Raw genomic sequence first — 22,096 nt, 5'->3', positions numbered from 1 at the left:
AGGTGATGCCCGAATCACTTTCCGGAGCGCTTCGCCACATCGCGCAGCAAAGGCAGATACTGCTCCCAGTGCGCGACCGGGCCGTGATTGGCGAACACCACGATGCCGTGCTTGTCCAGCACATAGGTGGTAGGGAAGACGGGCGCGATGTAACGGTCATGCACGGTCTTGCCGTCGGCGAGCAGCAAGCTGTCCGTGCTGGCGTCCTGCGCGCCTGAATCATAGAAGGACATGCGCAGTTTCTGCTGTTGCAGCCAGCGTTGCGCGACCGCATGACTTTCCCGCACTTGCAGCATCACCAGCCGGATGTCGGCGGTCTTGTCCAACGAGCGCTGCAATCGTTGCAACTCCGGCATCTCGTGCCGGCAGGGCGGACACCATGAGCCCCAGAGATGCAGCACCACCACCTTGCCGCGCAGTGCGGCAAGATTCAGTTTCTTGCCGGCAGCATCACTGAACGCCAGATCGAAGAAGCGTTGCCCGAGTTCATTACCGATCGGCGCGCGGTCTGCCGCCGCACGATCAAGATACGGCCCCCACATGCGCGACCAAGCCTGCACGTCGAACACCACCTTGTCGTCCAGCGCATACAACAGACAAGCGCGGCCGCTGTCGTTCTCGCAAAGTTGCAGTGCATCTTCGGCCACGGTATCCGCCGCACTACCCTCGCCCATCCAGAACCAGGTGCCGCCCGGTGCGATGGCGAAAGCACGATGCGGTCGCGCCGCCAGGAACGCGCGGTAGCCTTCCTGACCGCCACGGTCCAGATGCGGAACCGCCTCGACATCCCGCACATCCGCCGCATGGCTCGACAATGGGAACGACAGCAGAAGCGCAAGGCAGCTTGCGAATAACGATCCAAAGCGGGGAGGTTTGTGTCTCACGATCCCTGGACGGCTCAACCGAGCAGATTCGCCCCGGTCAGCAGCAGCATCATCAACAGCCAGAACACCAGCGTGCGCCATGCCAGGCCGATGGCGCTCTGCATGTGTTCGGCATCGACTTCTTCACCGTTGCCAAGATCGGGGCGGAACACTGGTTGGTCGTCCAGCACGAGTGTCTTGCCGAGTTTGATGCCGAGTGCGCCGGCCCCGCTGGCCAGCACGATGCCCTCGTCCGGCTCAGGCCATTCTGCGGCCTGCGTGCGCCAGCTGTAGATGGTGTCCTCGAAATTTCCGACGATGGCGAAGCTGCCGGCGGTCAGGCGCAGGGGAAGCCAGTCGAGCATATGGCACATCCGCCGTGCGAAGGTGCCGAAGTCGCTGCCTTCTTCCTGATCCTTATTCCAGCGTGCGCCGATGAATGTCGCCAGGCGATAGAGCATGGCACCGACCGGGCCCATACCCAGCATCATGAAGATGACGAACCAGACGATGACGCCGAACACATGGCGGTACGAGGCAAGCAGCGCCTGCTCGATGGAGAGGCGCGCCACTTCCTGCGGGTCGAGTTCGTTGCAGGATCTTCCCGTCCATTCTCCCAGCAGCGCGCGCGCCTGAAGCAGGTCGTTATCCCGCAGGGCGAGATTGATGTCGGTGAAGTAATGGCTGAACTGGCGGAAGCCCATGGTGAGGTAGAGCACCAGCACACTGAAGGCCCAGGCGAACACCGCATGTTTGGACAGCAGGATGCAGTACAGCGCCCAGATCAGCAACAGCGGCAACATCACGGCGAGCAGCCATGCGATGCGCCCGTGCGAATGCTCGCCAGCATCGAAACGGCTGCGGAAATACTGCGCATAGTCTCCCAGCCAGGCATGCAGGTACTTGCGCGACGAGAGCGGATGGAGCTGTTCCAGCAACAGGGCGGCGATCAGTGACAGCAGGCTCATGGCTCAGAGGGGCATCCGTTTCGAATGTGGGCAAAGATACCACAGCCGTGGAGCAAGTTGGAATGGCCTGAAACACAGGGATACGGCCCGCTCCATTGCATGGACCGGGCCGTATGGGTTGAACAACAGCCGGTCTGATCAGGCGATCATGCCGGCCGCCACCGTGTTGTTGCTGGCCTCGTCGATGACGATGAAACTGCCGGTCGAACGGTCGATGTCGTAGCGGTCGAACACCAGCGGCGACTGCACTTTGATCGCCACGCGCGCGATGTCGTTCATGTTCAGCTTCTCGACGGCATGCTGCTCCAGCGTGTTCACATCCACACGGTAGTCGAGGCGCGAGAACAGGCACTTGGCGCTGCGCGTGGTGTGCTTGACCAGATACTTGCGGTTCCGGTCCAGCGGCGCTTCCGCCAGCCAGCACAGCGTGGCTTCGAATTCCTTCTCCACCTTGGGAGCATGCGCGCTGGTCTTGACGAACATGTCGCCGCGCGAGATGTCGATCTCGTCGTTCAGAGTCAGCGTCACGGATTGCGGCGCGAACGCGGTGGCGAGATTGCCGTCATAAGTGACGATCTCTTTCACGGTCGTGGTGCGGCCGGAGGGCAGGATGGTGACCGCATCGCCCACCGATATCTCTCCGCCTTCGATGCGCCCGGCGAAACCTCTGAAGTCGTGATACTCGTTGGTCTGTGGGCGGCACACCCACTGCACCGGGAAGCGGAAATCGCTGGTGTTCACATCGTGGTCGATCGCCACCTCTTCCAGGAATTCCAGCAAGGCCGGGCCTTTGTACCAGTCCAGATTGCCGCCGCGGTCCACCACCATGTCGCCGTTCAGGGCGGACAGCGGGATGCAGTGCACATCATGCAGATCGAGCTGCGCGGCGAATGCCTTGTACTCGCTCACGATCTCGTCGAAGCGCGCCTGCGAGTAATCGACCATGTCCATCTTGTTCACGGCCAGCACCACATGCGGCACGTTCAGCAGGCTGGCCAGATAGGAATGGCGCTTGGTCTGCGTCAGCACGCCCTTGCGCGCGTCGATCAGGATGATGGCGAGGTTGGCGGTCGAAGCGGCCGTCACCATATTGCGCGTGTACTGCTCATGCCCCGGTGTGTCGCCGATGATGAACTTGCGCTTGGGCGTCGCGAAATAACGGTAGGCCACGTCGATGGTGATGCCCTGCTCGCGCTCGGCCTGCAGGCCGTCGGTCAGCAAGGATAGATCGACCGCGGCCATGCCGCGCTTCTCGCTGGTCTTGGCGATGGCCGAGAACTGGTCTTCGAAGATGGACTTCGAGTCGTGCAGCAGGCGGCCGATCAAGGTGCTCTTTCCGTCGTCGACGGAACCGGCGGTGATGAAACGTAACAGTTGTGTGTTGGTATCCATTATTCAATCCTCAAATTTCCGGCTTCGTCATTCCGGCGCAGGCCGGAATCCAGCGGTTTTATGCAACATGCCTTCAGGCTTTGTCCCGCGTTGCGGGAATTCTCGTTCTGACTGGATCCCGGCCTGCGCCGGGATGACGGCCTAGAAGTAACCTTCCTTCTTGCGCAACTCCATCGACGCTTCCGAAGTCTGGTCGTCCATGCGTGTCGCGCCGCGTTCGGTGATGCGTGTCGAAGCGGTCTCGGCGATGATCTCTTCCACCGTGCGCGCGGTGGATTCCACCGGCGCGGTACAAGTCATATCGCCCACGGTACGGAAACGCACGGTGGCGATCTCCACCTTCTCGCCCGGCTTGGGCTGCACCAGATGCGATACCGGGATCACGTTGCCGCCGCGGCGCATCACTTCGCGTTCATGTGCGAAGTAGATGTCCGGGATGTACAGCTTCTCGCGGCCGATGTATTCCCAGATGTCCATCTCTGTCCAGTTCGAGATCGGGAACACGCGGATGTTCTCGCCGGCATTCACGCGGGTGTTGTAGGTGTCCCACAGCTCCGGGCGCTGGTTCTTCGGGTCCCATTGGCCGAACTCGTCGCGGAAGGAGAAGATGCGTTCCTTGGCGCGCGCCTTCTCTTCGTCGCGGCGTGCACCGCCCAGGCAGGCATCGAATCCGAATTCCGCGATGGTCTCCAGCAGCGTCACCGACTGGTACGGATTGCGCGGCTTGCTCTCATCCTTAATCACGATGCTGCCGCGCTTGATCGAGTCCTCCAGCGAACGCACGATGAGCCGCTCGCCCAAGTCGCTCGCCAGCTTGTCGCGGCACGCGATCACTTCCGGGAAGTTGTGCTCGGTGTCGATGTGCACCAGCGGGAACGGGAACTTCGCCGGACGGAACGCCTTCTCCGCCAGACGCAGCATCACGATGGAATCCTTGCCGCCGGAGAACAGCAGCGCGGGATTCTTACATTCCGCCGCGACCTCGCGCATGATGTGGATGGATTCGCTCTCCAGTGCGTCCAGATGCGTGAAAGTGTGTTTCGTCATATTCTTCTCTACCAGTTTCATGATGATCCCTTGTCGGCGTTCAAGCCGTTTGTTTCTGCGACACGGCGGGACGTGCCGCGATCTCGATGATGCGTTCGCGGCTGGCCTGCAGCGAGGTGCGGCTCACTTTCTCCGGTTCGCGGAGGTTTTGGCTACGGCTAACGTCGTGAGCTTCGCTCCCGACATTACCCTGCGCCGAAACCCTGCTCGCATCCGGGCCTTGCCCGGACCGGAGTGCGGATTGCACGTGCAATCCGCATTCCTTGCTCGCCGGGTTTTCCCACCACCAGCGCCCGGCGCGGATGTCTTCGCCCAGCGAGATGGAGCGTGTGCACGGCGCGCAGCCGATGCTGGGGTAGAACTGGTCGTGCAATGCGTTGTAGGGCACGTCGTGCTCACGGATGTAGCTCCACACGTCGTTGTTGCTCCACTCCAGCAGCGGGTTGATCTTCTGCAGGCCGTTGTCGGCGTCGAAGCTGGAGACCTCCAGCGTGCCGCGCGTCACCGCCTGGTCGCGGCGCAGGCCGGTGATCCATGCGTCGTTGCCTTTCAGTGCACGGCGCAGCGGTTCCACCTTGCGCGCGAAGCAGCAGGCCTTGCGGCTTTCCACGCTGTCATAGAAACCGTTGATACCGTGCTGGCTGACATATCCCTCGGTCAGCTTGCTGTCCGGGAAATACACCTTGAGCGGGATGGCGTAGTGCTTCTCCACCTTGGCGATCAGGTCGTAGGTCTCTTTCGGCAGACGTCCCGTGTCCAGGCTGAACAGTTTGATGCTCGGCGCGTGTTTGGCGATGAGGTCGGTCAGCACCATGTCTTCCGCGCCCAGGCTGTTGGCGAACACCACGGCGGGGTATTGCTTGGCCGTTTGCTGCAATACCGCGATGGTGGCGGCGATCTTTTCTTTCAGGGCACTCATCATGCGACTCCTCTCACTACACGATTGAACAATGGCGCTTCGATATCCACCGACGCCTGATATTTCACAGTGAACGTTTCGAAACCCGACCGCGCCTGCTGCATATCCTGGTCCGCGCGCATGGCAAAACTGTCGAAGCCCACGCGTTTCAGGTAGAACAACTGGTCGTACAACACATCGCCCATCGCGCGCAGTTCGCCGCGGTAGCCGTATTGCTTGCGCAGGCGGTAGGCCAGCGTGTAACCGCGCCCGTCGGTGTACTTGTGGATATCGATAGCGATCACCGGGAAGCGGTTCACGTCGTCGGGGATATCCTCGGCACGCTCCAGCCCGCCCAGCCACAGCCCCAGCTCTTTACGCTCGCGCAAGGCTTCCCATTGGCAGTTCCACACCGGTAACGGCACGATGTATTCACCTTGCGGCACCACGATGCTGTCGGCCGCATCGCCTTCGTGCAGACGCAAGACCTGCCAGCTATCGTTCACCACTTGCTTGTCTTTGATGATGTTCATTCAGAACCTCTTCGAAAAATAGGGCAGCTCATAGGGCACAGCAGCCTGCAATGCTTCGTAGTCCGGCAACAGCAGCTTCTCTTCTTCCGCTATCTGCTCGGCATAGACGAAGGTCTTGAACGGTTCGTGACCGATGCGTTGCAGCGTGTCGATGAAACGCTCGCCGTCGAAACGCTCACTCACATACACGTGCAGCAAGCGGGCGATCACCGTGGGGATCTGCGCGAACGAGAACGAGCGACCGATGATCTTGCCGATAGCGGCGGGCGTGCCTTTGTTGCCACCTATGGTCACCTGGTACCACTCATCGCCCGACTTATCCACGCCGAGGATGCCGATGTGCGCCACATGGTGGTGGCCGCAGGCATTCACACAACCCGAGATGTTCAGGTCGATGTCGCCGACGTCGTGCAGATAGTCGTAATCCTCGAAACGCTCGGTGATGGCTTTGGCCAGCGAGATGGAGCGCGCGTTGGCCAGAGTGCAGAAATCCGCACCGGGGCAGCACACGATGTCGGTCAGCAGGCCGATGTTGGGCGTTGCCAGACCGGCCGCTTTCGCTTCCTGCCACAACGCGTACAGGTCGGACTGTTTCACGTCGGCCAGCACCAGATTCTGCAAGTGCGAGACACGCAGTTCCCCGAAGCTGTAGTGGTCGGCCAGTGCCGCCACCACGTCGAGCTGGTCGGCGCTGATGTCGCCGGGTGCACGGCCGGGATGCTTGAGCGACAGCCACACGGCGGCGTAACCGTTCACCTTGTGTGCGGTCACGTTGCGCTGCACCCAGTTGGCGAATGCCCGGTCGTCGCGCTGCGCGGCTTCGAAGGAAGCGTCGAGCTGTGGCAAGGTCTCGTAAGCGGGTGCGCTGAACGCTACGCTCACGCGCGCCACTTCCGCTTCGGTCAATGTCGAAGGGCCGTCCTTGTGCAACTGCCATTCCGTTTCCACATGACGGCGGAACTCGCCGATGCCGATGGCCTGCACCAGTATCTTGATGCGCGCCTTGTACAGGTTGTCGCGGCGGCCGAACTCGTTATAGACGCGCACGATGGACTCCATGTAGGTCAGCAGGTGCTGCCATGGCAGGAAGGCAATCAGCTCCTGACCGATGATGGGCGTACGGCCCAAGCCGCCGCCGACCAGGATGCGGAAGCCCAGCTCGCCTTGTACGTTCTTCACCAGTTGCACGCCGACGTCGTTGATCTCGGTGGCAGCCCGGTCCTGGCTCGCGCCGCTCACCGACACCTTGAACTTGCGCGGCAGGAAGGCGAACTCCGGATGGAAGGTGCTCCACTGGCGCAATATCTCGGCGAACGGGCGCGGATCGGCAAGCTCGTCGCGTGCCACACCGGCCAGCTCGTCCGAGGTGATGCTGCGGATGCAACTGCCCGACGTCTGGTTGGCATGCATCTCGACCTGGGCCAGTTCGGCCAGGATCTTCGGCGTGTCTTCCAGCTTGAGCCAGTTGAACTGGATGTTCTGGCGCGTGCTCAGATGGCCGTAACCGCGGTCATAGGTGCGCGCGATGTGCGCCAGCGTGTGCATCTGTGCGCTGCTCGCCAAACCATACGGGATGGCGATGCGCATCATGTAACCGTGCACCTGCATGTAGATGCCATTCTGCAAACGCAGCACGCGGAAGTCGTCTTCCTTCAGCTCGCCCGTCAGACGGCGACGCACCTGGTCGCTGTACTGTGCGACGCGCTCGGCGGTCAACTGGTGATCGAAATCATCGTAGCGGTACATCACTGTGCCTCGTCTGAATAATGTTTGGACACCGGCAGTTTCAGCGCGGCTTCCAGCGGGAACTTCGCACCGAAGGCGAGGATGTGCGCGACATCGTCATCTTCGTCGTGGCGCAGGGCCTGACCGATATAGGCATGCTCGCCCTCGTAGCCCACCACCACACCGACGCGTCCGCCGCAGCCGTTGAACCAGCTCACTTGTTTGGGTTTGTTGGGTGCGTTCTTGCTCATGTCTTTTCCTTCACTCGAATCAATTCAAAGCCAGTCGCGTGCCGATGATCAGCAACATCGTCGCCAATATCGGGCGCAACACTTTCTCGGGGACTTTCGCGGACAGGTGGCTGCCGATCCAGATGCCCGGCAAGGAACCCAGCAGCAGGCTGCCCAGCAAAACGAAGTCCACCGTGCCCAGCGTCATGTGACCCAGACCGGCGACTGCGGTGAGCGGCACGGCATGGGCGATGTCGGTGCCCACCACTTTCACGGTGGTCAGGCGCGGGTAGAGGAACAACAAGGCGACCGTGCCCAGCACACCGGCACCGATGGAGGAGATGGTGACCAGCACGCCGACAATGGCACCGGTGACGATGGTGGCGGCCGGCAGATGACGGTGATGAAGTTCAGCCACTGTGCCGTCTTCACGCTGCGCCAGCTTACGGATGCGGTCCTTGAACAACAGCGCGGCGGCTGTCAGCACGAGGGCGACGCTGAGTACGCCGGTCACCAGGCCTGTGAGTGACTTCTCGTCCATATCCAGCAGTTTGAAAGCCAGGATGGTGAGCAGCGCGGCGGGCAGGCTACCCAGACTGAGCAGCCCGACGATGCGCCACTCCACGCTGCCATTGAGGCTGTGCACCCAGCCGCCCAGTGATTTGGTGATGGAGGCATATAACAGGTCGGTGCCGACGGCCGTGGCGGGCGAGACGCCGAAGAACAGCACCAGCAGCGGCGTCATCAGCGAACCGCCGCCGACGCCGGTCACCCCGACGATCAGCCCGACCAGAAAACCCGAGATCGTATACAGCCAGTCCATTGCGTCACACCCTGTTGATTGAATATGGAGCGCATTCTAGGTTCGCCGCTTTATATCGTTAAATACTTTTATGTTAGTATCTTATAACCCAATCACATATAAGAACCTGCCATGAACCTGCAGCAACTGCGTTACCTGAACGAGATCGTGCGTTGCGAACTGAACATCTCGGATGCGGCCAATGCGCTGTACACCTCGCAGCCCGGCGTGAGCAAACAGATCAAACAGCTGGAAGAGGAACTCGGCGTCGACATCTTCGTGCGCAACGGCAAACGCATCGTCGCCATCACCGATCCAGGCAAGGAAGTGCTGGAGATCGCGCGGCGCGTGCTGCACGAGACGGACAACCTGAAACAGGTGGGGCAGGAGTTCAAAAGGCAAGACAGCGGTGCACTCACCATCGCCACCACCCACACGCAGGCGCGCTATGCGCTGCCGCCGGTGGTCAAGGCGTTCACGCAGGCCTACCCGGAAGTCAAACTCGGCTTGCACCAGGGCAGCCCGACGCAGATCGCCGAGCAGGTGTTGAGCGGCGAGGTGGACATCGGCATCGCCACCGAGAGTCTGGCCCTATACGACGAGCTGGTCACCCTGCCCTGCTACGAATGGCACCACTGCGTGGTCGTACCGCCCAAGCACCCGCTGCTGGATGAGAAGCGCCTGACGCTGAAGAAGCTGGCGCAATATCCCATCATCACTTACGACTTCGCTTTCACCGGACGCAACAATATCAATCAGGCATTCAGCGAGGCGGGACTGGAGCCAAACATCGCACTCACCGCCATCGACGCCGACGTGATCAAGACCTATGTGGAATTGGGACTGGGCGTGGGCATCGTGGCGCAGATGGCCTTCATCCCGGATCGCGACCGTCACTTGCGCATGATCGATGCGGGCCACCTGTTCCAGCCCAGCACCACGCGCATCGCCATCCGCCAGAACCAGTACCTGCGCGGCTTCGGCTACCATTTCATCGAACTGTTCGCCCCGCACCTGACGCGCGACGTGGTTGCACAGGCGCTGCATCAGACAAAATAGAGTCAGGCGACGTAAAGCAGGATGGCGCAGTAATGCAGCGCGCTGCCGGCCAGCACGAACAGATGCCAGATGCCGTGACCGTGTTTGAAGCGCTGCTCGTAGAGATAGAACAGGATACCGACGGTGTAGGCGATGCCGCCCGCCAGCAGCCAGGAGAATCCCGCCCATGTCAAAGCGGATACCAGCGGTTTGACGGCGACCAGCGCGACCCATCCCATGAGAATGTAGATCACCATCGACATCCAGCGCGCCTTGCCGGCCCGCCACAACTCCTGGAATATCCCCAACAACGCCAGCCCCCACACCACGCCGAACAGCGACCATCCCCACGGCCCGCGCAGGCTGACCAGGGCGAACGGCGTGTAACTTCCGGCGATCAACAGGTAGATGGAATTGTGATCCAGCTTGCGCAGGATCAGCTTGAACTTCCCCTTGCGCGCGTTGTGGTACAGCGTGGAAGAGCTGTACAACAACACCAGCGTCGCGCCATAGATGGAAAAACTGACGACCTTCCATGCATCGCCGCTGAGCGCACCCAGCACGATGAGCACCACACCGCCGATCAGGGCGAGGATCGTGCCAAGCAGATGACTGATAGTATTGAATCGTTCACCGCGCTCCATCGTGATCGATTCCGTTTCCGCCTAGGCGCTGGCAGGGCCTGCCTGATGACGCTCGATCACGCTGTCGATGAACTTGCGCAGGAAGCCCTCGGTCTGCGAGCTGTGGAAGCGGTCGATCTCGACGCCGTGGCTGTAGGCGACCACGGTGGGGAAGCCGCGCACCTTGTGCTTGCCGGCGATGCGCATGTTCTCGTCGGCATCGACCACGCCGAGGTAGAACTTGCCGTCGTAGTCGAACACCATCTTGTGCAGCAGCGGTGCCAGTACCTTGCATGGCGCGCACCATTCGGCACTGATATCCATCAACACCGGCAGTTGGTGCGAGCGCGCCACCACCAGTTCTTCGAAGCTGTCTTCTTCCACGTTGTATGAATAGTCGCTCATTTCATTCCTTTCCAATTTCCACTCAGTTCGCGCCGCGCTTGTAAAAGTCGCGCGGGCGGAATCCCAATACGAACAGCACTACGAAATACACCGCCGCCCCGCCCACGACCAATGCACCCAGATGCAGGATGCGCGCCCAGCCCTGCGCTTGCAGCCAGTGTGCTTCGCTGCCCATGCCGAACCACAGGCTCGCGCCCAATGCAGTCACGGCCAGCAGCAGCTTGAGCATGAATTTGAGCCAGCCCGGCTCGGGCTGGTAGATGCCGCGCTTGCGCAGGAAGTAGAACAGGATGGCGGAGTTGAGGCAGGCGGCCAGACCGATGGACAGCGCCAGCCCGGTATGCGCCAGATCGAGGCCGAACACGAACCACACGTTCATCGCCTGCGTCGCCAGCAAGGTCACGATGCCGATCTTGACCGGCGTCTTGATGTCCTGTTTGGCATAGAAGCCGGGGGCCAATATCTTCACCAGGATCAGGCCGAGCAGGCCGATGCTGTAGCCGACCAGGGCATCGCGCGACATCAGCACATCGTGCGCGCTGAATTCGCCGTGCTGAAAGAAGGTCGCCAGCAGCGGCGTGGCGATCATGCCCAGCGCCAGCGCGGCGGGTAGCGCCAGCAGCAGGGTCAGGCGCAGGCCCCAGTCCAGCAGTTTGGAATATTCGGCGAGATTACCGTCGGCATGGCAGCGCGACAGCGACGGCAACAGGATGGTGCCCAGCGCCACGCCCAGCAAGCCGGTGGGGAACTCCATCAAACGGTCCGCGTAATACAGCCATGACACGCTGCCCGCCACCAGGAAGGAGGCGAAGATGGTGTTGAGGATGAGGCTGATCTGCGCGATGGAGACGCCGAACACCGCCGGGCCCATCTGCTTGATGACGCGCCACATGCCCGCATCCTTCAGGCTGAAGCGGATGTTGGGCAGCATGCCGATCTTTTTCAGGAACGGCAGTTGGAACGCGAGTTGCACGATGCCCGCCACGAACACCGCCCAGGCCAGCGCGAGGATGGGCGGGTCGAAATACGGGGCCGCCCACAGCGCGCCGCCGATGAAGCACACGTTGAGCAGGATGGGCGCGAAGGCCGGCACCCAGAATTTGTTGTAGGTGTTGAGGATGCCCGCCGCCACGGCGACCAGCGAGATGAAGAAGATGTAGGGTGAGGTGATGCGCAGCAACTGCACGGTCAGGTCGAACTTCTGCGGGTCGCTGGCGAAACCCGGCGCACTTATATATACGAGGATGGGCGCGGCGATGATGCCGACCAGCGTGACCACGAAAAGGATCAGGGCCAGCATGGTGGTCACATGGTCGACCAGCAGCTTGGTCTCCTCCTGCCCGCGCCGGCTCTTGTATTCGCCGAAGATGGGCACGAAGGCCTGCGAGAACGCGCCCTCAGCGAACAGGCGGCGCAGCAGGTTGGGCAGTTTGAAGGCGACGAAGAAGGCATCCGTCGCTGCCCCTGCACCGAACACCCGTGCGATCAACACATCGCGCACGAAGGCGAGGATGCGCGAGACCAGCGTGAGGCTGCTGACTGCGGCGAGTGCCTTCAGCAGGTTCATGCTTTACCAGCCATTCTTCTTGGGATCCCTGCGTTCCATGCCGAGCGTCGGGTAGAGTCCGGTGGCGCCTGCGACATCGCGACTACGCCCCGCCCGCACCTGCAACTGGTTGCTGACCACGAACTGGCGCACCTGCTCGAATCCTTTGGGATCGGCGCTTTCCAGCGAAAAACGCACCACCACGGAAGGCACGCCCTGGATCGTGGCAGGGTGCACATATGAGGAATAGACGGTGCGACCATCCTTGCCGGTCGTCGACAGCATATCGCTCAAGCGCTCATTCCAGTTGGACGGACGGAACGCCGCCCCTTCCTTGTCGACACCCTGGATGACGAACTCGGCCAGATCGGGCGAACGTTTGATGTTTTCCAGCAATTCGGGGCGCTTCCGTGTGAATATGACGGCGCGCATTGTAGCACCGCCCCCGGCACCCCCCACTGCCTGCGGGCTTCCGGGCGGCCGAAACAATATCTTGCAAAAGGCCGGGGCCGTACCTATAATGCGCGCCTTTTTACGCAAGCCGAATCCCTAGGAGTCATTACATGGCCAATACTGCACAAGCGAGAAAACGCGCACGCCAAGCTGAGAAACAGCACGCACACAATTCAACACTGCGCTCCGAGATGCGCACTGCGATCAAGAAAGTGATCAAGGCTGTCGCCGCTGGCGACAAGGCTGCAGCCCAAGCTGTCTATCAGGCTTCAACCAGCGTGGTCGACTCCATCGCCGACAAGAAGATCATCCATAAGAACAAGGCAGCCCGCCATAAGAGCCGCCTGTCCGCTGCCATCAAGGCAATGGCCTGATCTATCGCGGATAAGTTCTGCGACCAATCAAGGCCGACAGCGCTGTCGGCCTTTTTTGTTTATAGTTCCAGCATCAGAGAAGCAACAAGACCGGAGAGCTTGTCATGTCACATTTGATGAACACCTACGCACGGCAACCCGTCGCTTTCACCCACGGTGAAGGCGTATGGCTCTTCGACAGCAGCGGCAAGCGCTATCTGGATGCGCTGTCCGGCATCGCCGTCAATACCCTGGGCCACGCCCATCCCGAATTCACCGCAGCGCTGTCGGCACAGGTCGGCAAGCTGATCCACGTCTCCAACGTCTACCAGATCCCCGAGCAGGAACGCATCGCCGACAAGCTGTGTGCGCTGTCCGGCATGGACGAAGCCTTCCTGTGCAACTCCGGCTGCGAGGCGAACGAGGCCGCCATCAAGCTGGCGCGCATGTACGGCCACAGCAAGGGCATCGACATCCCCCACATCATCGTGATGGAGAAATCCTTCCACGGACGGACACTGGCCACGCTCTCCGCCACCGGCAACCGCAAGGTGCAGGCAGGCTTCGAGCCGCTGGTGAAGGGTTTCGTGCGCGTACCGTACGATGATCTGACCGCTGTCGAGCAGGTCGCCGCCAACAATCCTGATGTCGTCGCCATCCTGGTCGAACCGATCCAGGGCGAAGGCGGCATCCGTATCCCGGACGCGGCTTATCTGCAAGGCCTGCGCAAGCTATGCGACGCCAATGGCTGGCTGTTGATGCTGGACGAGGTGCAGAGCGGCATCGGCCGCACCGGCAAGTGGTTCGCCCACCAGCACACCGGCATCACCCCGGACGTGATGACACTGGCCAAGGGCCTCGGCTCGGGCGTGCCGGTCGGTGCCTGCCTGACTGCGGGCAAGGCGACCGGCACATTCAAGCCGGGCAACCACGGTTCCACCTTCGGCGGCAATCCGCTGGCCTGCACCGCCGCACTGGCCACTTTGAGCATCATGGAAAAGCAGAACCTGCCAGCCCATGCCGCCACACTGGGCGCATGGATCAAGCAGCAGTTGCAAGCACGGCTGGGCGGCGTAAAAGGCGTGGTCGCCGTGCGCGGATCGGGCCTGATGCTCGGCATCGAACTGGACAAGCCCTGCGGCGAACTGGTCGGCAAGGCGCTGGCTAGCGGCCTGCTCATCAACGTCACCGCCGACAGCGTGGTGCGTCTGCTACCGTCGCTGATCTACACTCAGGCCGAAGCCCAACAGCTGGTGGACCGGCTGTGTCCGCTGATCGAATCCTTCCTGATGCAGGAGTGAACATGGGCGAGCTCAAGCACTTCCTGCAATTCAAGGATCTGACCCGCGAAGAGTTCGAATACCTGTTCGAGCGTACCCGCATCATCAAGGAACGCTTCAAGGGCTACCAGAAATACTGGCCGCTGGAAGACCGCACGCTGGTGATGATCTTCGAGAAGGCCAGCACCCGCACCCGCCTGTCGTTCGAGGCCGGCATGCACCAGCTCGGCGGTTCGGCCATCTACCTGAACACGCGCGACTCGCAACTGGGTCGCGGCGAGCCGGTGGAAGACGCCGGCCAGGTAATCTCGCGCATGAGCGACATCGTGATGATCCGCACCTTCGAGCAGGACATCATCGAACGCTTCGCGCGCAACTCTCGCGTGCCGGTGATCAACGGCCTGACCAACGAATACCACCCCTGCCAGATCCTGGCTGACATCTATACCTACATCGAGCATCGCGGCTCGATCAAGGGCAAGACCGTGGCGTGGATCGGCGACTCCAACAACATGTGCAACACCTGGTTGCAGGCGGCCGAGATCCTCGAATTCAACGTGCACGTCTCCACCCCGCCGGGCTACGAAGTCGAACCCGAGCGCGCCGGTTTGTACGGCACCGACCATTTCGAGGAATTCAAGGACCCGATGGAAGCCGCGCGCGGTGCCGATCTGGTCACCACCGACGTGTGGACCTCGATGGGCTGGGAAGCCGAGAACGAAGAACGCATGAAAGACTTCGCCGACTGGCAGGTCGATGAAGACATGATGCGCGTCGCCGCCAAAGATGCGCTGTTCATGCACTGCCTGCCCGCACATCGCGGCGAGGAAGTCAGCGCCGGCGTCATAGATGGTGTTCAGTCCGTAGTATGGGATGAGGCTGAAAATCGTTTGCATGTGCAAAAAGCATTAATGGAATACCTATTGCTGGGTAAAGTGAAATGAAACGCTACTCTCCGGTGCAAACGATTTCGGCGCAGGCTAATGCCTGCGTAGCAGGCGTTAAGCTCGCGACAGCGAGCGGCCGCAGCCAAAACAGACTGCATGTGCAAAAGGCGCTGATGGAATACCTGTTGTTGGGGAAGCTCGACAAATAAGGTGGCACCGTGAAAGACACCCTGAAGCCCGGCATCCGTTACGAACACCGCTTCGTCATTCCGCCGACGAAGACGGTTCCCGCGCTTTACCCCGAATCACCCGAGTTCCAGGCCATGCCGGAAGTGTTCGCCACCGGCTTCATGGTCGGCTTCCTGGAATGGGCCTGCATCATGTGCCTGATGCCACATCTGGACTGGCCGACCGAACAGTCGCTGGGCACCCACATCAACGTCAGCCACGAGGCCGCGACACCGCCCGGAATGGAAGTCACCGCCACCGTCGAACTGACCGCCGTGGAAGGCAGACGTCTGACGTTCGCCGTCTCGGCGCATGACGGCGTGGACCTGATCGCGCGCGGCACCCACGAGCGCTTCGTGATCGACCGGGCGCGCTTCGACAACAAGTTGCAAAGCAAACGCAAAGATACACAAACGAAATAACCAACATCGACAGGAACATCATGAGCGACATCAAAAAAGCAGTACTGGCTTATTCCGGCGGACTCGATACCTCGGTCATCCTCAAGTGGCTGCAGGACACTTACCAGTGCGAAGTGGTCACCTTCACCGCCGACCTCGGTCAGGGCGAAGAACTGGAGCCCGCACGCCAGAAAGCATTGAAGTTCGGCATCAAACCGGAACAGATCTTCATCGACGACCTGCGCGAAGAATTCGTGCGCGACTTCGTGTTCCCGATGTTCCGCGCGAACACCGTGTACGAGGGCGAATACCTGCTGGGCACCTCCATCGCGCGCCCGCTGATCGCCAAACGCCTGATCGAGATCGCCAACATGACCGGCGCACAAGCCATCTCGCACGGCGCAACCGGCAAGGGCAACGACCAGGTGCGCTTCGAACTGGGCGCCTACGCGCTGAACCCGAACATCAAGATCATCGCCCCGTGGCGCGAGTGGGACCTGCTGAGCCGCGAGAAGCTGATGGCCTACGCCGAGAAGCACGGCATCCCGGTCGACATGAAGCACAAGCAGGGCGGCTCGCCCTACTCCATGGACGCGAACCTGCTGCACATCAGCTATGAAGGCCGCCATCTGGAAAACCCGGCAGCCGAGGCGGAAGAGAGCATGTGGCGCTGGACCGTGCCGCCGGAGAAGGCGCCGGATGCTGCCGAATACCTGGACATCGAATTCGAGCGCGGCGACATCGTCGGCCTGAACGGCGCGAAGATGACGCCGGCCGCGGTGCTCGCGAAGCTGAACGAACTGGGCGGCAAACACGGCGTGGGCCGCCTCGACCTGGTGGAGAACCGCTATGTCGGCATGAAGTCGCGCGGCTGCTACGAGACCCCGGGCGGCACCATCATGCTCAAGGCGCACCGCGCCATCGAATCGATCACGCTGGACCGCGAAGTCGCCCACCTGAAGGACGATCTGATGCCGCGCTACGCTTCCATGATCTACAACGGCTACTGGTGGAGCCCGGAGCGCAAGGCGCTGCAAACCCTGATCGACCACACGCAGCAGACCGTCAATGGCTGGGTGCGCGTGAAGCTGTACAAGGGCAATGTTATCGTGGTCGGCCGCGATTCCAAGACCGATTCGCTGTTCGATCCGACCATCGCTACTTTCGAAGATGACAAGGGCGCATACGATCAAAAGGACGCAGCCGGCTTCATCAAGCTGAACGCCTTGCGCATGCGCATCGCTGCAAACCTGCAGAAGAGGAAGTAAAACGACAGCGGGAGGGGATCATGCTGTACGAGCTGACTGGAGACATCTTGCTGAGCGAAGCCAAGGCCATCGTGCACGGCGTCGCGCCCAACGACGATTTCCATCAGGGGCTGGCACTGCAGCTGCGTGAACGCATGCCGGCCTTGTACAAGGATTTCCGCCACTATTGCCAGACGCAACACCCCAAGTCAGGCGAGAAATGGAGCTGGATGAGCGCCGACGGCCGCTATATCGTCAACCTGTTCACGCAGGACGGCGCTTATGCACACGGCAGCAAACCCGGCCATGCCTCCCTCTCCCACGTCAACCATGCTTTGCACGCGCTACGCGGTTTCGTCCAGAAAGAAAAGCTGCCCAGCATGGCGCTGCCGCGTCTCGCATGCGGCGAGGGCGGTCTGGACTGGAACGATGTGAAGCCGCTGATCGAGAATCAGCTTGGCGACCTGAACATCCCCATTTACCTGTATGTGACCTATCAGCAGAGCATCAAAGCCAACGAACCCAAATAAAAAGGAACTGCAATGTCGGACAAGATCGAGAACATCTCCGTAATCACCAAGGCCAACGTGTATTTCGACGGCAAGTGCATCTCGCACACCGTGCAATATCCGGACGGCACAAAAAAATCAGTGGGCGTGATCCTGCCCGCCACCTTGACCTTCAACACCGGCGTCCCGGAGATCATGCAGACGGTGGCCGGCAGCTGCCGCTACAGGATCAAGGGTGAAGACTGGAAGACCTGCCGGTCGGGCGAGTCCTTCAATGTGCCCGGAAATTCCAGCTTCGATATCGAAGTGACGAACGAACCCTATCATTACATCTGTCACTTCAATTAATTCGCGCCCCGGGGAGAGACCATGCCAACCTTCGATATCGTTTCCGAAGTAGAGAAGACCGAAGTCAAGAACGCGGTCGAGCAGACCAACAAGGAAGTCAGCACGCGTTTCGATTTCAAGGGTAGCGACGCGCGTGTGGAACAGGCGGAACTGGTGCTCACCGTACATGCCGACAACGAGTTCCAGCTCAACCAGGTGCAGGACATCCTGAATGGCAAGCTGACCAAGCGCGGCGTGGACATCAAATGCCTGGACATCAGCGACAAGATCGAGAAGGTCAGCGGCAACAAGGTCAAGCGTACCTGCACCGTGAAGGTCGGCGTGGAGATCGAACTGGCGAAGAAGATCGTCAAACTGATCAAGGACAGCAAGATGAAAGTGCAGGCCAGCATCCAGGGCGACACCGTGCGCGTGACCGGCAAGAACCGCGACGATCTGCAGGCTGCCATCGCCTTCATCAAGAAATCCATCACCGACTTCCCGCTGCAATACCAGAACTTCCGCGACTGACACGCATGGCGAATACCATCGACGCCTTCATCGAGTTTTCGTTCAAGGGCGAGGATTTCGAGTTGCATTCCACGCTCGATCTGGACCGGCAGCTGGAGCGACACATGTCGCTCGAATCCATGCACCACGTGCTGGCAGTGGAGCACGGCATCGACACCTACTCCTACCTGTTCGAGGTGATGCAGATGGCGGACATCCGCTATGACAACCCGCAAGGCCGGGCCGCGCACTATCTCCGCGACGGCGAGTTCGATTTCGATGCCTACGCCGAGGAGAACATGACCGACGCCTTGCTCGCGCCGCTACAGGCCATCGCCCTGCGCGAGATGGGCGTGGAGGATCTGGAACTGCAACCGCAGCTCAAACAGGCACTACTGCGCGCCTATCGTCTTGGCCTGGAGCAGAACAGCCACAAACACTGAGTCATGTGCCAGGCTTTCGCGGGGCACACTGACTTGCGGCAACATCTCATCGGAGGACTGGCATGCATTCAGTATTGGTTCTATTCGCCAACGGCAGTGAAGAACTGGAAGCCATCACCATCGTCAACATCCTGCGCCGCGCGGGCGTGAGCGTGACGCTGGCCGGTCTGGAAGCCGGCCCTCTGCGCGGCAGCCGCCAGACCGTGTTGCTACCCGACACCACGCTGGATGCAGCCATGTCACAGTCCTACGACATGCTGGTGCTGCCCGGCGGACAGCCCGGCACCAACCACCTCAAAGCCGATGCACGCGTGCTGAAGTTGGCAAAGGAGATGTATCGCGATGGCCGGTATGTCTGCGCCATCTGCGCCGCGCCCTCGGTGCTCGCCACCGCCGGTTTGCTGGACGGCAAGCATGCCACCAGTTTCCCCGGCGCGCTCGATCCATTCCCGCGAGTGCAGCGCCAGCCGCAGGCTGTCGTCGAGGACGGCAAACTGATCACCTCGCGCGGCCCCGGTACCGCGATGGATTTCGCCCTGACACTGGTCGAACGCCTGTGCGGCCATGCCAAACGGACGGAAGTGGAAACCGGACTGGTGCGCTGATGTCGGAGAACAGCATTCAGCCGCGACGGATGCGCAAGCTGCCGCCGGTCTTCCTGGCCCTGTTGTTGCAACTCGCGGCATTCGTGCTGCTGACGTTCGGTGTGCGCCTGCTCGGACACGCCCTGTCCCCCATCGTCTTTGCCCTGGCCTGCGGTGTGCTCGCCGCAATATTCAGCCATCTGGCGCGGCAGGCGCGCTGGTGGCTGCCCATCCAGCTGCTGTTCGTTCCCGCGCTGGTGATAACGCTTTCCGCAGGCATCCCTTCCTATGTCTTCCTGCTGGCCTTCCTGTTGATGCTCGTGTCGTACTGGAGCACCTTCCGCACGCAGGTACCGCTCTACCTTTCCAGTGACAAAGTGTGGCAAGCGCTGGGAACGCAACTGCCTGCCGACCAGCCTTTCAGTTTCATCGATCTCGGCTCCGGCATCGGCGGCGTGCTGACGCATCTGTCGCGCACCCATCCGCAGGGGACATTCCACGGTGTAGAGACGGCACCACTGCCGTTCGCATGGAGCTGGCTGCGCATCAAGCTCGGCGGCTATCATAACTGCCGCGTGTACTGGCGCAGCCTGTGGGATTGCGACCTGTCGAGATACGACGTGGCCTTCGCCTATCTGTCGCCCGTGCCGATGGCCGCGCTCTGGGAAAAAGTGCAGAAAGAGATGCGCCCGGACAGCCTGTTCATCAGCAACACCTTTGCAGTCGCGGAACATCCGCCGCAACGAATCCTGAAAACTGATGACCTGCATCACTCCGAACTCCATGTCTGGCGCAAATGAACCGCTTTATTTCAGGCGCTTACAAGCCATCCGGCAAAACGCTTCCCAAGCCGGATTTTTTTCGCTAGGATGCCTTCCGTCCCAGTTGCACTTCAAAGCGCTATGGCGCGCCCAGACATAAAAACCCTTCAATAACGACGAGAATGAACATGAGCGAGCACATCCGTTACATCACCGACGACACTTTCACCGCCGAGGTCCTGCAATCTCCGTTGCCCGTATTGGTGGACTACTGGGCAGAATGGTGCGGCCCCTGCCGCATGATCGCCCCCATCCTGGATGAAGTCTCCCAGGAATATGCGGGCCGCCTGAACGTCGCCAAGCTGAATGTGGACGAGAACCAGCAGACACCCCAGAAGTATGGCGTGCGCGGCATCCCCACCCTGATGCTGTTCAAGAACGGCAACATCGAAGCCACCAAGGTCGGCGCACTGTCCAAGTCGCAATTGACCGCTTTCATTGACAGCCATATCTAAACGCTTTAGTCTCCCGCCCGCACTTGCCTGTTTCGTCCTGAAACACTGATACAAAACCAAGAAAAGACAGACACGGCAACTCGGCGCGGGAACATCCGCAACCTGTGATCCACCTCCTGCAAGACTCCTAAAACTTTGCGTTCATTCGCAACATCCTGATCATGCATCTATCCGATATCAAGACCAAACACATCACCGAACTGGTGGAAATGGCCGTTGCCAACCAGATCGACAATGCCAACCGCATGCGCAAGCAGGACCTGATCTTCGCCCTGCTGAAGAACCAGGCAAAGAAGGGCGAGAGCATATACGGCGAAGGTACGCTGGAAGTGCTGCCGGACGGCTTCGGCTTCCTGCGCTCACCCGACACCTCCTACCTCGCCGGCCCGGACGACATCTACGTCAGTCCCAGCCAGGTAAGACGCTTCAACCTGCACACAGGTGATTCCATCGAGGGCGAGATCCGCACCCCCAAGGAAGGTGAGCGCTATGTGGCACTGGTCAAGGTGGACAAGGTCAACGGTGAGCCGCCCGAGAACGCCAAGAACAAGATCCTGTTCGAGAACCTCACCCCCCTGTTCCCTACCCAGCAGATCAATCTGGAACGCGACATCCGCTCCGACGAGAACCTGACCGGCCGCATCATCGACATCGTGGCCCCCATCGGCAAAGGCCAGCGCGGCCTGCTGGTGGCCTCGCCCAAGTCCGGCAAGACCGTGATGCTGCAGCACATCGCACACTCCATAGCCTCCAACAACCCAGAAGCGGTGCTGATCGTGCTGCTGATCGACGAGCGCCCCGAGGAAGTGACCGAGATGAGCCGCACCGTGCGCGGCGAAGTGGTCGCTTCCACCTTCGACGAGCCGGCTACCCGCCACGTGCAGGTCGCCGAGATGGTGCTGGAGAAAGCAAAACGCCTGGTCGAACACAAGAAGGATGTGGTCATCCTGCTCGACTCCATCACCCGCCTGGCGCGCGCCTACAACACCGTGATCCCCTCTTCCGGCAAGGTATTGACCGGCGGTGTGGATGCCAACGCGCTGCAGCGCCCCAAGCGCTTCTTCGGCGCGGCGCGCAACATCGAGGAAGGCGGCTCGCTGACCATCATCGCCACCGCGCTGGTCGACACCGGCAGCCGTATGGACGATGTGATCTACGAGGAATTCAAGGGCACCGGCAACATGGAGATCCACCTGGACCGCCGCATGGCCGAGAAGCGCATCTACCCGGCCATCAACGTCAACCGCTCCGGCACCCGCAAGGAAGAACTGCTGATCAAGCCTGACCTGCTGCAGCGCATCTGGCTGCTGCGCAAGCTGATCTACCCCATGGACGAGCTGGAAGCGATGGAATTCCTGCTGGACAAGGTCAAGGCGACCAAGAACAACGCGGAATTCTTCGATTCCATGAAGCGTTGATCCATTAAAGAAAAGGTTTTGACGCGAAAGACGATTTGGGTATAATGCGCGCCTTTCGGAAAAACTAGGTTTCAGGCGAAGGCCTCCCTTCGGGTTTTCCGTAGCCGAAT

Annotated in this window: 28 protein-coding genes; 15 read left to right on the top strand and 13 right to left on the bottom strand. The window is 60.8% G+C overall.

Annotation, left to right across the window (positions count from 1 at the left end; all coding sequences use genetic code 11):
• Nucleotides 1–14: 14 nt before the first annotated feature.
• The 9 genes from ACYPYQ_RS03515 to ACYPYQ_RS03475 all read right to left on the bottom strand — a co-directional run bounded on the left by ACYPYQ_RS03515 (nucleotide 15) and on the right by ACYPYQ_RS03475 (nucleotide 8,479).
• Nucleotides 15–815: a TlpA family protein disulfide reductase gene (locus tag ACYPYQ_RS03515; protein WP_459719752.1), complete on the bottom strand. Its 801-nt coding sequence runs from the start codon at nucleotides 813–815 to the stop codon at nucleotides 15–17.
• An 83-nt stretch (nucleotides 816–898) separates the two neighbouring features.
• On the bottom strand, nucleotides 899–1,831 hold the full coding sequence (locus ACYPYQ_RS03510; RefSeq protein ID WP_459719748.1) for a CobD/CbiB family protein: 933 nt from the start codon (nucleotides 1,829–1,831) through the stop codon (nucleotides 899–901).
• Nucleotides 1,832–1,969: 138 nt separating this feature from the next.
• Nucleotides 1,970–3,223: a sulfate adenylyltransferase subunit CysN gene (gene cysN, locus ACYPYQ_RS03505; protein ID WP_459719745.1), complete on the bottom strand. Its 1,254-nt coding sequence runs from the start codon at nucleotides 3,221–3,223 to the stop codon at nucleotides 1,970–1,972.
• Between the two features lie 141 nt (nucleotides 3,224–3,364).
• Nucleotides 3,365–4,270, bottom strand: coding sequence for a sulfate adenylyltransferase subunit CysD (gene cysD, locus ACYPYQ_RS03500; protein WP_459719741.1), 906 nt, complete (start codon nucleotides 4,268–4,270; stop codon nucleotides 3,365–3,367).
• A 40-nt stretch (nucleotides 4,271–4,310) separates the two neighbouring features.
• Nucleotides 4,311–5,189 (bottom strand): phosphoadenylyl-sulfate reductase, encoded by an 879-nt coding sequence (locus tag ACYPYQ_RS03495; RefSeq protein WP_459719739.1) that lies wholly within the window; start codon nucleotides 5,187–5,189, stop codon nucleotides 4,311–4,313.
• A complete protein-coding gene (locus ACYPYQ_RS03490; protein ID WP_459719736.1) occupies nucleotides 5,189–5,701 on the bottom strand; it encodes a DUF934 domain-containing protein in 513 nt (170 codons plus the stop codon). The genes ACYPYQ_RS03495 and ACYPYQ_RS03490 overlap by 1 nt, the downstream gene beginning before the upstream one ends.
• Nucleotides 5,702–7,447, bottom strand: coding sequence for a nitrite/sulfite reductase (locus tag ACYPYQ_RS03485; RefSeq protein ID WP_459719734.1), 1,746 nt, complete (start codon nucleotides 7,445–7,447; stop codon nucleotides 5,702–5,704).
• Nucleotides 7,447–7,677 (bottom strand): hypothetical protein, encoded by a 231-nt coding sequence (locus tag ACYPYQ_RS03480; RefSeq protein WP_459719731.1) that lies wholly within the window; start codon nucleotides 7,675–7,677, stop codon nucleotides 7,447–7,449. The genes ACYPYQ_RS03485 and ACYPYQ_RS03480 overlap by 1 nt, the downstream gene beginning before the upstream one ends.
• 19 nt (nucleotides 7,678–7,696) lie before the next feature.
• Nucleotides 7,697–8,479 carry a sulfite exporter TauE/SafE family protein gene (locus ACYPYQ_RS03475; protein WP_459719728.1) on the bottom strand — a complete coding sequence of 261 codons (783 nt, stop codon included), beginning with the start codon at nucleotides 8,477–8,479 and terminating at the stop codon, nucleotides 7,697–7,699.
• 111 nt (nucleotides 8,480–8,590) lie between these two features.
• On the opposite strand from ACYPYQ_RS03475, the gene cysB reads away from it, so the two are divergent.
• Nucleotides 8,591–9,517: an HTH-type transcriptional regulator CysB gene (gene cysB / locus ACYPYQ_RS03470; RefSeq protein WP_459719726.1), complete on the top strand. Its 927-nt coding sequence runs from the start codon at nucleotides 8,591–8,593 to the stop codon at nucleotides 9,515–9,517.
• Between the two features lie 2 nt (nucleotides 9,518–9,519).
• On the opposite strand, the gene trhA is transcribed toward cysB, so the two are convergent.
• The 4 genes from trhA to ACYPYQ_RS03450 are packed head-to-tail and all read right to left on the bottom strand — an operon-like array spanning nucleotide 9,520 to nucleotide 12,502.
• A complete protein-coding gene (trhA, locus tag ACYPYQ_RS03465; RefSeq protein ID WP_459719723.1) occupies nucleotides 9,520–10,140 on the bottom strand; it encodes a PAQR family membrane homeostasis protein TrhA in 621 nt (206 codons plus the stop codon).
• A gap of 21 nt (nucleotides 10,141–10,161) precedes the next feature.
• On the bottom strand, nucleotides 10,162–10,524 hold the full coding sequence (locus tag ACYPYQ_RS03460; RefSeq protein WP_459719720.1) for a thioredoxin family protein: 363 nt from the start codon (nucleotides 10,522–10,524) through the stop codon (nucleotides 10,162–10,164).
• Between the two features lie 22 nt (nucleotides 10,525–10,546).
• Nucleotides 10,547–12,091, bottom strand: coding sequence for a murein biosynthesis integral membrane protein MurJ (gene murJ, locus ACYPYQ_RS03455; protein ID WP_459719716.1), 1,545 nt, complete (start codon nucleotides 12,089–12,091; stop codon nucleotides 10,547–10,549).
• A 3-nt stretch (nucleotides 12,092–12,094) separates the two neighbouring features.
• Nucleotides 12,095–12,502, bottom strand: a complete 408-nt coding sequence (locus tag ACYPYQ_RS03450) for a DUF3579 domain-containing protein (protein WP_459719713.1) — start codon at nucleotides 12,500–12,502, stop codon at nucleotides 12,095–12,097.
• Between the two features lie 131 nt (nucleotides 12,503–12,633).
• Here ACYPYQ_RS03450 and rpsT point away from each other — a divergent pair, with 131 nt between their 5' ends.
• The 14 genes from rpsT to rho all read left to right on the top strand — a co-directional run bounded on the left by rpsT (nucleotide 12,634) and on the right by rho (nucleotide 21,986).
• On the top strand, nucleotides 12,634–12,897 hold the full coding sequence (gene rpsT, locus ACYPYQ_RS03445; RefSeq protein WP_459719707.1) for a 30S ribosomal protein S20: 264 nt from the start codon (nucleotides 12,634–12,636) through the stop codon (nucleotides 12,895–12,897).
• Nucleotides 12,898–13,001: 104 nt separating this feature from the next.
• Nucleotides 13,002–14,177, top strand: a complete 1,176-nt coding sequence (locus ACYPYQ_RS03440) for an acetylornithine/succinylornithine family transaminase (RefSeq protein ID WP_459719704.1) — start codon at nucleotides 13,002–13,004, stop codon at nucleotides 14,175–14,177.
• Between the two features lie 2 nt (nucleotides 14,178–14,179).
• Nucleotides 14,180–15,100, top strand: coding sequence for an ornithine carbamoyltransferase (argF, locus tag ACYPYQ_RS03435; RefSeq protein WP_459719702.1), 921 nt, complete (start codon nucleotides 14,180–14,182; stop codon nucleotides 15,098–15,100).
• Entirely contained in the window at nucleotides 15,097–15,252 is a 156-nt protein-coding gene (locus tag ACYPYQ_RS03430; RefSeq protein ID WP_459719700.1) for a hypothetical protein, read from the top strand. Before argF ends, ACYPYQ_RS03430 begins: the two co-directional genes overlap by 4 nt.
• A 9-nt stretch (nucleotides 15,253–15,261) precedes the next feature.
• Nucleotides 15,262–15,693 carry a thioesterase family protein gene (locus ACYPYQ_RS03425; RefSeq protein WP_459719697.1) on the top strand — a complete coding sequence of 144 codons (432 nt, stop codon included), beginning with the start codon at nucleotides 15,262–15,264 and terminating at the stop codon, nucleotides 15,691–15,693.
• 20 nt (nucleotides 15,694–15,713) lie between these two features.
• Entirely contained in the window at nucleotides 15,714–16,940 is a 1,227-nt protein-coding gene (locus tag ACYPYQ_RS03420) for an argininosuccinate synthase (protein ID WP_459719694.1), read from the top strand.
• Nucleotides 16,941–16,960: 20 nt separating this feature from the next.
• Nucleotides 16,961–17,449 carry a macro domain-containing protein gene (locus ACYPYQ_RS03415; RefSeq protein WP_459719691.1) on the top strand — a complete coding sequence of 163 codons (489 nt, stop codon included), beginning with the start codon at nucleotides 16,961–16,963 and terminating at the stop codon, nucleotides 17,447–17,449.
• A gap of 12 nt (nucleotides 17,450–17,461) precedes the next feature.
• Nucleotides 17,462–17,776 (top strand): pyrimidine/purine nucleoside phosphorylase, encoded by a 315-nt coding sequence (gene ppnP / locus ACYPYQ_RS03410; protein ID WP_459719688.1) that lies wholly within the window; start codon nucleotides 17,462–17,464, stop codon nucleotides 17,774–17,776.
• Between the two features lie 21 nt (nucleotides 17,777–17,797).
• Entirely contained in the window at nucleotides 17,798–18,286 is a 489-nt protein-coding gene (locus tag ACYPYQ_RS03405) for a YajQ family cyclic di-GMP-binding protein (RefSeq protein ID WP_459719686.1), read from the top strand.
• 5 nt (nucleotides 18,287–18,291) lie between these two features.
• Nucleotides 18,292–18,708: a hypothetical protein gene (locus ACYPYQ_RS03400; protein ID WP_459719683.1), complete on the top strand. Its 417-nt coding sequence runs from the start codon at nucleotides 18,292–18,294 to the stop codon at nucleotides 18,706–18,708.
• A gap of 62 nt (nucleotides 18,709–18,770) precedes the next feature.
• Nucleotides 18,771–19,313 (top strand): DJ-1 family glyoxalase III, encoded by a 543-nt coding sequence (locus tag ACYPYQ_RS03395; RefSeq protein ID WP_459719679.1) that lies wholly within the window; start codon nucleotides 18,771–18,773, stop codon nucleotides 19,311–19,313.
• The gene (locus tag ACYPYQ_RS03390; RefSeq protein WP_459719676.1) at nucleotides 19,313–20,092 is read left to right on the top strand and encodes a class I SAM-dependent methyltransferase; all 780 of its coding nucleotides are present in this window, start codon (nucleotides 19,313–19,315) and stop codon (nucleotides 20,090–20,092) included. The genes ACYPYQ_RS03395 and ACYPYQ_RS03390 overlap by 1 nt, the downstream gene beginning before the upstream one ends.
• 149 nt (nucleotides 20,093–20,241) lie before the next feature.
• Nucleotides 20,242–20,568 (top strand): thioredoxin TrxA, encoded by a 327-nt coding sequence (gene trxA / locus ACYPYQ_RS03385; RefSeq protein ID WP_459719672.1) that lies wholly within the window; start codon nucleotides 20,242–20,244, stop codon nucleotides 20,566–20,568.
• Between the two features lie 161 nt (nucleotides 20,569–20,729).
• On the top strand, nucleotides 20,730–21,986 hold the full coding sequence (gene rho / locus ACYPYQ_RS03380; protein WP_459719669.1) for a transcription termination factor Rho: 1,257 nt from the start codon (nucleotides 20,730–20,732) through the stop codon (nucleotides 21,984–21,986).
• Nucleotides 21,987–22,096: the final 110 nt, after the last annotated feature.

It is taken from the genome of Sideroxyarcus sp. TK5, assembly GCF_054601595.1.
Note: the sequence above shows the minus strand (reverse complement) of the source record. Positions and strands in the feature narration are given on the sequence as shown.